The sequence below is a fragment of the Haloactinopolyspora sp. genome (assembly GCF_027324685.1).
Taxonomy (GTDB): domain Bacteria; phylum Actinomycetota; class Actinomycetes; order Jiangellales; family Jiangellaceae; genus Haloactinopolyspora.
Map to the genome: position 1 here is coordinate 1 of NZ_DAHVSH010000208.1, position 10,050 is coordinate 10,050.

Below are 10,050 nucleotides of genomic sequence, written 5' to 3' on the forward strand. Positions count from 1 at the left end.
CGGACGTGCTGGTGACGACACCGGAGTCGTTGTTCCTGCTGCTCACCTCGTCCTCGCGGGAGTCGCTGCGGGGCGTCGAGACGGTCATCGTCGACGAGGTGCACGCCGTCACGGGCGGCAAGCGGGGTGCGCATCTGGCACTGTCGCTGGAACGTCTCGACGAGCTGTTGCCGAAACCGGCCCAGCGCATCGGCCTGTCGGCGACCGTCCGCCCCGTCGACGAGGTGAGTTCGCTGCTCGCGGGCGGCAGGCCGGTGACCGTGGTCCAACCGGAGACGCCGAAGACGCTCGAGGTGCGGGTCGAGGTGCCGGTCGACGACATGGCCGCGCTGGACGGGCCTGCCCAGCCTGCCGAACCCGGGTCGCTGGAGGACGAGGTGCCGGGGGCCGCGGCGCCGAAACCGTCCATCTGGCCTTCGGTGGAACAGCGGGTGTTGGACCTGGTCCGCGAGCACCGCTCGACGATCGTGTTCGCCAACTCGCGGCGGCTGGCCGAACGGCTCACGGCCCGGCTCAACGAGATCGCCGCCGAGTCCGCCCGGTCGGCCGAGCCCGAACTCAGCAGCGACACCCCTGGCCCGCCCGCGCAGATGATGGCCCAGGCGGGCAGCAGCGACGGCGCCGACCCGGTCGTGGCCCGGGCCCACCACGGCTCGGTCAGCAAGGAGCAACGCGCTCTCATCGAAGACGACCTCAAGTCCGGGCGACTGCCGGCGGTGGTGGCCACCAGCAGTCTCGAGCTCGGCATCGACATGGGCGCGGTCGATCTCGTCGTCCAAGTCGAGGCGCCGCCGTCGGTGGCCAGCGGCCTGCAACGGGTCGGGCGGGCTGGCCACCAGGTCGGCGCGGTCTCGCGTGGGGTGCTGTTCCCCAAGTACCGCGGCGACCTGGTCCAGACGGCAGTGGTCGCCGAGCGCATGCGCGCCGGCAGCATCGAAGAACTCGCCGTCCCGAACAACCCACTGGACGTCCTCGCCCAGCAGGTCGTGGCGGCCGTGGCGATGGACGACTGGCCAGTGGACGAGTTGCTCGCCCTGGTCCGGCGGGCGCATCCGTTCGCCCGGCTGCCGCAGTCCTCGTTCGACACCGTGCTCGACATGCTCGCCGGCCGGTATCCGTCCGACGAGTTCGCTGAGCTGCGCCCGCGGGTCGTGTGGGATCGCACCGCCGGGGTCCTCAAAGGCCGGCCCGGCAGCCAGCGCCTGGCCGTCACCAGCGGCGGCACCATCCCCGACCGCGGCCTGTTCGGCGTGTTCCTGGTCGGCTCGGACCCGCGCAAGGGTGGCGCGCGCGTCGGCGAGCTCGACGAAGAGATGGTCTACGAGTCCCGGGTCGGCGACGTCTTCGCGCTCGGCGCCACGAGCTGGCGCATCGAAGACATCACCCACGATCGCGTGCTCGTCTCTCCCGCTCCTGGACGGCCGGGCAAGCTGCCGTTCTGGCACGGCGACAGTCTGGGCCGCCCGGCCGAGCTGGGCGCGGCCGTCGGCGCCTTCGTCCGAGAGATCTGCGGGCTGCCCGACGACGACGCCCGCAGGCGGGCCGCGGCCGCCGGGCTGGACGACTGGGCCGTGGACAACCTGCTCGCCTACGTCCGCGACCAACGGGCAGCCACCGGTCACGTCCCGGACGACCGCACGGTGCTCGTCGAGCGGTTCCGTGACGAACTCGGCGACTGGCGCCTGGTCATCCATTCGCCGTACGGCGCTCAGGTCCACGCCCCGTGGGCGCTGGCGCTCGGCGCACGGCTACGCGAGCTCTACGGCGTCGACGTCCAGGCCGCGCACGCCGACGACGGCATCGTGTTGCGTATCCCGGACACGCTCGACACCCCGGAGTCCCTCGACGCCACCGGCTCCACGGCCGCACCTGACGCCGGGCTCGTGGTGCTCGACCCGGACGAGCTGGACGATCTCGTCACCGCCGAGGTCGGCAACTCCGCGCTGTTCGCGTCCCGGTTCCGTGAATGCGCCGCGCGGGCGCTGCTGTTGCCGCGCCGCACCCCCGGCAAACGCTCGCCACTGTGGCAACAACGCCAGCGCTCGGCGCAACTGCTGGAGGTGGCCGCCAAGTACGGCTCCTTCCCGATCCTCCTCGAGACGATGCGCGAGTGCCTGCAGGACGTCTACGACGTCGACGGCCTGCGCCGGCTCATGCGCGCCATCGCCGAGCGCACCGTCAAGGTCGTCGAGGTCGAGACCCCGCAGCCCTCGCCGTTCGCCCGGTCGCTGCTGTTCGGCTACGTCGCCTCGTTCATGTACGAGGGCGACTCCCCGCTGGCCGAGCGCCGTGCACAGGCGCTCACCCTCGACGCGACCCTGCTCGCCGAGTTGCTCGGCCGTACCGAACTACGCGAGCTGCTCGATCCCGAGGTGGTCGAGCAGACCGAAGCCGAGCTCCAGCGACTGGCTCCGGACCGGCGGGCCAGCGGTGTCGAGGCCGTGGCCGACCTCCTGCGCTTGCTGGGCCCGCTGACGACCGACGAGGTCGCTGCTCGGTGCGCCGACGGTGAAGATGCCGCAGTTCACCTGGAGGAGCTGGCGCGGCTGCGGCGCGTCATGCTCGTGCGTATCGCCGGGCGTGAGGTCTGGGCGGGCGTCGAAGACGCGGGGCGGCTGCGCGACGCTTTGGGGGTCGCGGTTCCCGGCGGCGTGCACGAGGCCTTCGCCGCGCCGGTACCCGATCCCCTGGGCGACGTCATCGCCCGCTATGCCCGGACTCATGGCCCATTCCGTGCCGACGACGTCGCCGCCCGCTTCGGCCTGGGTGTCGCCGTCGTCACGTCGACGCTGCGGCGGTTGGCCGGCGAAGGCCGGGTCGTCGAAGGCGAGCTTCGTCCCGGGCGGGTCGGCACCGACTGGTGCGACTCCGGCGTCCTGCGCCTCTTGCGCCGCAGGTCGCTGGCTGCGCTGCGGCAAGAAGCCGAGCCGGTCGATCCGGCCACCCTGGGCCGCTTCCTGCCGGCATGGCAGTCGGTGGGCAGCTCGCTGCGTGGCCCCGACGGTGTCCTGCGCGTCGTCGAGCAGCTCGCCGGCGCCGCCGTGCCGGCCAGCGCGCTGGAGAGTCTCGTGCTGCCCGCACGGGTGGCTTCGTACTCCCCGGCCTGGCTCGACGAACTGAGCGTCGCCGGCGAGATCGTCTGGGCCGGGCACGGTCACCTGCCCGGCAATGACGGCTGGGTGTCGCTGCACCTGGCCGACACCGCCCCGCTGACTCTTCCCGACCTCGACGGCGAACCAGACGACGCCGTGCAACGTGCCGTGCTCGACGCCCTGGCCGGAGGCGGCGCCTTCTTCTTCCGCCAACTCGCTGACGCCGTCACCGCGACGATCTCCGCGAGCTCCACCGGCGACAGCGTGCCCGACGATGCCACGATCGCCGCCGCGCTGTGGGACCTCGTCTGGTCCGGCTACGTCACGAACGACACCGTGGCGCCCCTGCGTTCGCTGCTGGCCGGCACTCGAAGCACGCACCGGTCTCGCCCAACCCGGCCACGCTCGCGCTACGCCCGGACCCGCGCGGCGATGCCCGCTCGGTCCGGGCCGCCCACCGTGGCAGGGCGCTGGTCGCTGCTGCCCGACCGCGAGCCGGACGTGACCCGGCGGGCGCATGCCGCGGCCGAAGCGCTGCTCGAACGCCACGGCGTGGTCACCCGAGGTGCCGTGACCGCCGAGCGGCTGCCTGGCGGGTTCGCCGCTGCTTACCGCGTCCTCTCGGCGTTCGAGGACACCGGGCGCGCCCGCCGCGGCTACTTCGTCGCCGGGTTGGGGGCCGCCCAGTTCGGCACCCCCGGTTCGGTCGACCGGTTGCGATCGTTCGCGCGCCCGGCCGGCTCCGCGGACAGCGACGGCGCGCTCGTCCTCGCCGCCACCGATCCCGCCAACCCGTTCGGCGCCGCCCTGCCGTGGCCGGAGCGTGACGGGTCCGGGCACCGGCCCGGCCGCAAGGCCGGCGCCCTGGTCGTCCTCGTCGACGGCGAACTGACGCTCTACGTCGAGCGCGGCGGTCGAACCCTGCTGTCGTGGACCGACGATCCCACCCGGCTGCGCGCCTCGGCCGATGCGCTCGCCCTGGCCGTGCGCGAGGGCGCTCTCGGGTCGCTACGGGTCGAGCGAGCCGATGGCGAGCAGGTCACCTCCACCCCGCTGGGTGAGGCGCTGAGCGCAGCCGGCTTCTATCTGTCACCGCGGGGGCTGCGGCTGCGCAACTGACCGCCGCGCTCTCGTTCGTGCCCCCGCAGCGGATTCCACTCGGCGTGGGCCGCCATGCAGATGCACTGATGCCCGTGACCGCAACCGGTCACGGGCATCAGCCTTGCTTGAGTCTGCCTGTTGGGTATCCAGGTCAGCCGACCTGGACGACGTCACGCGGCCGCGCTTCCTCACGCGGGCGCAACTGGGTGAGCGCACCTACCGCGGCCGCCTCGACCCGCATCATCTCGTCGCTGACCTCGCGGAGCACCTCGGACATCGGCAGGTCCAAAGCCTCGCAGATCGCGGCGAGCAGTTCAGAGGACGCTTCTTTGCGGCCTCGTTCGACCTCGGACAGATATCCGAGGCTCACCCGAGCCGCTGCCGAGATCTCGCGAAGGGTTCGACCCTGCTCGATCCGGCGGCGCCGCAAGACATCGCCGACGAGCCGTCTGATGAGTACCACCGGCCACCCCTCTCGCGATCAGTCTCGACTGTGCCTGACACCACCGTACCGCGCGTACGGCGTCTGTGCTGTGTGACCCCGCCGCGGTTCGTATCAGTTCAACGACTCGAAGGGGCGCACCTGGACACTCGTGTAACGCCGTCGATATGCCGGACATTCCCCGTCACGTCCGGCCGTCGCTCACGTCCGGCCCGGCTCCGGGCGGGCCGCTTCGCTCACCATTTCCAGCGCGATCCGGACCGTCTGCCGTCGAACGTCGGCCCGGTCGCCGGCGAGCCGGTCGGCGTCGACGTACGAGCGCACAGTGACGCCGCGTGGGTCGGCGACAGCGATGTGCACGGTCCCGGGCGGGTGACCGTCCTGCGCATCAGGGCCGGCCACCCCCGTGGCCGCCACGCCCAGATCTGCGGTCAGGCGGTTGCGCACGCCGCCGGCCATCGCGGCCGCCACTTCGGCCGACACCGGCCCGTGGCGTCGCACCACGTCGGCGGCGATGCCGGTGAGGAGGGATTTCAGTTCCGTGGCGTAGACGACGACACCGCCGCGCACCGTTGCTGACGATCCCGGCACCATGGTCAAGGCTGCGCAGATCAGTCCGCCGGTCAGCGACTCCGCGGTCGCGACCGTACGGGCCTGCTCGATCAACGTGTGCACGGCGGTCTCGGCGTGCTCAGCGGTCGCGGCGTCGATCACGCCGACGCTCCTGGCCGGCCGGCTTCGCGGTGGCGCCGGATCGCCGAGACGACGTAGTCGATGCCCGTCACCACCGTCACGACGACCGCCAGCGTCATCGCCGTGATCTCGACCGGGTCGAACGCGCCGGGCAACGGCAGAATGTAGAGCCCCAGCGCGACGGCCTGCAGCGCGGTCTTGACCTTGCCGCCACGGCTGGCCGGGATGACACCGGAGCGAATGACGGCGAAGCGTAGCAGCGTGATACCGATCTCTCGGGCCAGGACCACCACCGCGACCCACCAGGGCAACTCCCCGAGTAGGCACAACCCGATGAAGGCCATCCCGGTCAGTGCCTTGTCGGCGATCGGATCGGCGATCTTGCCCACGTCGGTGATCAGCCCGCGGCGCCGGGCGATGTCACCGTCCAGCCGGTCGGTCGTCATGGCGATCGCGAACACCACGAAAGCCGCGATCCGCGAGCCGTCCTCGGCGCCACCGGCCCGCAGCAGCAGCCACCCGAACACCGGCACGAGCACGATCCGTAGCGCCGTGAGCGCGTTGGCGGCGTTCCATACGCTCGGCGCCACGGGTTCGCGTCGGTCGGAACTGGGGTCGGGCACGAGGTAAGGGTAGGACTTCCCGGTGCGTTGCGACACCGCCGTCAGCGTGCGGTTGCGACCAGGTCGACGCCGTCGTTGCCGACGACGACTGCACGCACGACGTCACCGACACCGGCCCGCACACCCCGAACGGTCGTGCAACCGTCGACCTCCGGGCCCTGATGCGCTGCGCGGCCCTGCACGCCGTCGCCGTCGACCGACTCGATGAGCACCTCGACTTCAGAGCCCACGCGGTCCTCGGCGCGCTGGTCGACCAGGTGCTCGACGAGATCGTTGAGGCGCTCGACGCGTTCGTCGATCTCGTCCAGGTCGATCTTGTCGGGCAGGTCGGCTGCTTCGGTGCCGTCCTCGTCGGAGTAACCGAACACGCCGACGACGTCGAGCTTCGCGCGGGTGAGGAAGTCTTCGAGCTCCTCGACGTCGTCTTCGGTCTCACCCGGGAATCCGACGATGACGTTCGAGCGGATGCCGGCTTCGGGCGCACGATCGCGAATCGAGGCGATGAGCTCGAGGAACGACTCCGTGGAGCCGAACCGGCGCATCCGCCGCAGCAGTGGTGCGCTGGCGTGTTGGAACGACAGGTCGAAGTACGGCACGACGCCCGGGGTGGTGGTCATCGCCTCGACCAGGCTCGGGCGCATCTCGGCCGGCTGCAGATATGACACCCGGACCCGGTCGATGCCGTCCACGGCGGCCAGCTCGGGCAGCAGGGTCTCGAGCAGGCGCAGATCGCCGAGGTCCTTGCCGTACGAGGTGGAGTTCTCGCTGACCAGGAACAGCTCCTTCACCCCGGTACCGGCCAACCAGCGCGCATCGGCCAGCACGTCGGCCGGCCGGCGGGACAGGAAGGCGCCCCGGAAGGCGGGGATGGCGCAGAACGTGCACGCGCGATCGCACCCGCTGGCGAGCTTGACCGGCGCCACCGGAGCGCCGTCGAGGCGGCGGCGCAGCGTACGCGGCCCGGACGCGGGCGCGACGCCGTCGGGCAAGTCCGCCACGACTGGGGCACCCGCCGCGGCTTGCCGCTCCACCGGGCTGACCGGCAGCAGCTTGCGCCGGTCCTGTGGCACATGCGGGACGTGCCGCTCGCCGTCGAGAATCCCACGCAGCCGCTGGCCGATGGCGGCGTAGTCGTCGAAGCCGAGCACGGCGTCGGCTTCGGGAAGTTCGTCGGCCAATTCCACGCCGTACCGCTCGGCCATGCAGCCCACGGCGACGACGGCCTTGGTGGCGCCGCCGGACTTGAGGTCGGCGGCGGCGAGCAGGGAATCCACCGAATCCTTCTTCGCCTGCTCGACGAACCCGCAGGTGTTGACCAGAACCGTCTCAGCCGCGGCCGGATCGTCGACGAGTTCGAAGCCGTCGGCGTCCAGGCGGCCCGCCAGCTCCTCGGAGTCCACCTCGTTGCGGCTGCAGCCCAGAGTGACGATGGCGACGGAATGCTTGGTCATGAGACCGTTAGCCTACTCTGGCGCGCCGGAGCGCAGGTCACGCGCCGTCACTCGCCGCGCAGGGACGCCAGGACCTCCTCGAGATCGTCCGGCTTGATCAGCACGTCGCGAGCCTTGGATCCCTCGGACGGGCCGACGATGCCCCGGCTTTCCATCAGGTCCATCAACCGTCCCGCCTTGGCGAAGCCGACACGCAGCTTGCGCTGCAGCATCGACGTCGAGCCGAACTGGGTGTTGATCACCAGCTCCGCGGCCTGGCAGAGCAGGTCGAGGTCGTCGCCGATGTCTTCGTCGACCTCGCGCTTGGTCGTCTGCGGTGCGGTGACGTCCTCGCGGTAGCTCGGCTCGAGCTGCTCCTTGCAGTGTGCGACGACGGCGGCGACTTCGCTCTCGTTGACCCACGCGCCCTGCACGCGGATGGTCTTGCTGGCGCCCATGGGCAGGAACAGCCCGTCGCCCTGGCCCACCAGCTTCTCCGCGCCGGGCTGGTCGAGGATGACTCGAGAGTCGGCCAGCGAGGACGTCGCGAACGCCAGGCGCGACGGCACGTTCGCCTTGATCAAGCCGGTGACGACGTCGACCGACGGACGCTGGGTCGCCAGCACCAGGTGGATGCCGGCAGCCCGCGCCAGCTGGGTGATCCGCACGACCGCGTCTTCGACATCACGCGGGGCGACCATCATGAGGTCGGCCAACTCGTCGACGATGACCAGCAGATACGGGTACGGCGACAACGTGCGCTCGCTGCCCTCCGGCACCTTGACCTGCCCGGCGCGCACGGCCTTGTTGAAGTCGTCGACGTGGCGGAAGCCGAACTGCGCGAGGTCGTCGTAGCGCATGTCCATCTCGCGCACGACCCACTGCAGCGCCTCGGCGGCCTTCTTCGGGCTGGTGATGATCGGCGTGATCAGGTGCGGGATGCCTTCGTAGGCCGACAGCTCGACCCGTTTCGGGTCGACCATGATCAGGCGCACCTCGTCCGGGGTGGCACGCATCAGCACCGAGGTGATCATCGAGTTGATGAAGCTCGACTTGCCGGAGCCGGTGGCGCCGGCGACCAGCAGGTGCGGCATCTTCGCCAGGTTCGTCACGACGAACCCGCCTTCGACGTCCTTACCCAACCCGGCGATCATCGGGTGGTGGTCCTTGCGGGCCACAGAGGAACGCAGCACGTCGCCGAGGCTGACGATCTCTTTGTCGCTGTTCGGGATCTCGATACCGATCGCGGACTTGCCCGGGATCGGTGACAGGATGCGCACCTCGGCACTGGCCACGGCGTAGGAGATGTTCTTGCTCAACGCCGTGACACGTTCGACCTTGACCCCGGTACCCAGCTCGACCTCGTACCTGGTGACCGTCGGGCCGCGGGTGTACCCGCTGACGACTGCGTCGATGTTGAACTGTTCGAACACGCCCATCAGCGCGTCGACCACCTGGTCCGACGCTGCCGACTTGGCCTTGTGCGGGCTGCCCTGGCGCAGCAAGTCGCTGGAGGGCAGCGTGTAGGTGATGTCGCCGGACAGCGCGAGCTGCTCGACCCGCTGCGGCAACGGCGAGTGCGGCGGGGGTTCGCTCACGCCGGTGTCGCCGTCGGCCTTCTTCTTGCCCTTGCCACTCGCCGCTGCTTCGACGGCGACGCCGTCCGGGACCGTGGGGAGGTCTTCTGCGGTGTCGGCGACGTCGGCGGCCGGCTTCTTCTTCGACGGCTTCTCACGCAGCACCGGCGAGTCGTACGGCTCGTCGCCGGTGTGCTCGGCAGCGTCGCGGCGCCGGCCGCGCTTACGCGCCGTTGGCTGCTGCTCGTCGGCGTCGTCGAATTGCTCGCCATGGCGGAAGCCCAGCCACACCGCGACGCGTCCGGCCCACTCGCGCAGTTGGTCGGTGACCTCGTACAGCGGGATGCCGGTGACGACGAGGACGCCGAACAGCGTCAGCAGGGCCAGCAGCGGTCCCGCGACCCACACGGTGAGCAGATCGGCCAGGATGGTCGACGAGACGTACCCCACGGCGCCGCCTGCGCGTTGCATCGCCTCGGCGCCGTCGACCGACCTCGGCATGCCCCCGGCGATGTGGGCCAGGCCGAGGGTGCCCAAGGCAAGGCAGACCCACCCGATGACCTGGCGGCCCGCGGGGCCGTTGCGGTCCGGGTGGCGCAGTGTCCGCCACCCGGCCATGAGCAGCAGGATCGGCGTGACGTACGCGCCGGTACCGACGGCGCTGGCCAGCGCGCCGTAGATGGCGTCGTACACGGCTCCGTCGAGCGTCCACCACACGGAAGCGGCCACCACGAACGCCGTACCGACCAGCGCCAGCCCGACGCCGTCGCGCCGGTGCTCGGGCTCGAGACCCTTGGCGGTGCGCCCGACGCTGCGGGCGGTGCCGCCGACCACGTGGGCGATGGCCATCCAGATGCCGGCGATCGCCTTGCCGATACCGCGGAAGAACTGGGCCACCAGCCCTGGCGGTGGCGGGGGCGGCGGCGGGGGTGCCGTCGGCGTGCGGCGCTTACGGCCGCGAGCCGGGGCACGCTTCTTGCTCGTCGTACCCGAGGAGCTTCGCGACCGAGCCGGTGCTGTTCGGGTCGCCATGAGATCACAGTACAACCGGCACACCCGTATCTTCCGTCACACACGCCCCGGCGTGGCGGA

5 protein-coding genes and 1 pseudogene are annotated in these 10,050 nt (G+C 71.1%); 1 reads left to right on the forward strand and 5 read right to left on the reverse strand.

The features are described from left to right. Positions 1-4,211: ATP-dependent helicase (locus M6444_RS22365; RefSeq protein WP_298332656.1), on the forward strand; the 4,211-nt coding region annotated here is incomplete at its 5' end. A gap of 223 nt (positions 4,212-4,434) precedes the next feature. On the opposite strand, the pseudogene M6444_RS22370 reads toward M6444_RS22365, so the two are convergent. From M6444_RS22370 to M6444_RS22390, 5 genes and pseudogenes are all read right to left on the reverse strand, one after another. Then, a pseudogene (locus tag M6444_RS22370) lies at positions 4,435-4,656 on the reverse strand (helix-turn-helix transcriptional regulator); the annotation flags it as partial. Positions 4,657-4,836: 180 nt separating this feature from the next. Further along, complete coding sequence (locus M6444_RS22375) at positions 4,837-5,349, reverse strand: CinA family protein (RefSeq protein ID WP_298332661.1); 513 nt, start codon at positions 5,347-5,349, stop codon at positions 4,837-4,839. After that, complete coding sequence (gene pgsA, locus M6444_RS22380; protein ID WP_298332663.1) at positions 5,346-5,951, reverse strand: CDP-diacylglycerol--glycerol-3-phosphate 3-phosphatidyltransferase; 606 nt, start codon at positions 5,949-5,951, stop codon at positions 5,346-5,348. The genes M6444_RS22375 and pgsA overlap by 4 nt, the downstream gene beginning before the upstream one ends. A gap of 41 nt (positions 5,952-5,992) precedes the next feature. Next, entirely contained in the window at positions 5,993-7,402 is a 1,410-nt protein-coding gene (gene rimO / locus M6444_RS22385; protein WP_298332666.1) for a 30S ribosomal protein S12 methylthiotransferase RimO, read from the reverse strand. Between the two features lie 47 nt (positions 7,403-7,449). After that, positions 7,450-9,990, reverse strand: a complete 2,541-nt coding sequence (locus M6444_RS22390) for a DNA translocase FtsK (RefSeq protein ID WP_298332669.1) — start codon at positions 9,988-9,990, stop codon at positions 7,450-7,452. Between the last annotated feature and the right edge of the window lie 60 nt (positions 9,991-10,050).

Excerpts from the sequence above, each read along its gene's own strand:
- rimO (WP_298332666.1), bottom strand. The coding sequence starts at position 7,402 with ATGACCAAGCATTCCGTCGCCATCGTCACTCTGGGCTGCAGCCGCAAC.
- M6444_RS22390 (WP_298332669.1), bottom strand. The coding sequence starts at position 9,990 with ATGGCGACCCGAACAGCACCGGCTCGGTCGCGAAGCTCCTCGGGTACG.